The organism is Oceanobacillus sp. AG, assembly GCF_009746545.1.
Classification (GTDB): Bacteria; Bacillota; Bacilli; order Bacillales; family Amphibacillaceae; genus Oceanobacillus; species Oceanobacillus indicireducens.
Window position 1 is genome coordinate 1 of the sequence record NZ_WOWT01000081.1, and the last position, 827, is coordinate 827.

Consider the following 827-nt stretch of genomic DNA (forward strand, 5'->3'; position numbering starts at 1 on the left):
CGTACACCCTATGTATTCAGGTATACGTACTGTCCCATTACGGACAGTGGGTTGCCCCATTCGGAAATCTCCGGATTAACGTTTACTTACAACTACCCGGAGCATATCGGTGTTAGTCCCGTCCTTCATCGGCTCCTAGTGCCAAGGCATCCACCGTGCGCCCTTATTCACTTAACTAAGTTACAGTAAATAATATAGCTTTGTTTTGCCTTGATGGTCTGTTAAAGACCACTTTTTTTGCATTTATTAATCTAGCTTCAGCTCCCAGAAACTCCCGTCGTAAGCAATTGTCTTCCAAACGCTAAAAACCAAGCGTTTTTCAGACGCTTGCTACGCCTCCGTTTCTAAACGGTCGCTTCAGCCTTTTAATATGATGTCGTTGTTACTCCTATTTAGTTTTCAAGGTACAAAAATGGAGCCTAGCGGGATCGAACCGCTGACCTCCTGCGTGCAAGGCAGGCGCTCTCCCAGCTGAGCTAAGGCCCCTTTGAAAATAAGATGGTGGGCCTGAGTGGACTCGAACCACCGACCTCACGCTTATCAGGCGTGCGCTCTAACCAGCTGAGCTACAGGCCCATCTTTTTTTCATATTTATATAAAATAAAGAGAAATTGCTCTCTCAAAACTGAACCAAACAACCCAGTATGTTCCGAAATAGTTTAGCTTTAGCGATCGTTAAACGGTCGCCTATGCTTTCTATTATATCCTTAGAAAGGAGGTGATCCAGCCGCACCTTCCGATACGGCTACCTTGTTACGACTTCACCCCAATCATTGGTCCCACCTTCGGCGGCTGGCTCCAAAAGGTTACCTCACCGACTTCGGGTG

The 827-nt window shown here is 46.7% G+C and carries 2 tRNA genes and 2 rRNA genes; all 4 read right to left on the reverse strand.

Annotation, left to right across the window (positions count from 1 at the left end):
- A 23S ribosomal RNA gene (locus GN217_RS18600) occupies nt 1–177 on the reverse strand; the annotation flags it as partial.
- 236 nt (nt 178–413) lie between these two features.
- A tRNA-Ala gene (locus GN217_RS18605) sits at nt 414–486 on the reverse strand.
- Between the two features lie 13 nt (nt 487–499).
- Nucleotides 500–576, reverse strand: a tRNA-Ile gene (locus GN217_RS18610).
- Nucleotides 577–711: 135 nt separating this feature from the next.
- Nucleotides 712–827, reverse strand: a 16S ribosomal RNA gene (locus tag GN217_RS18615); the annotation flags it as partial.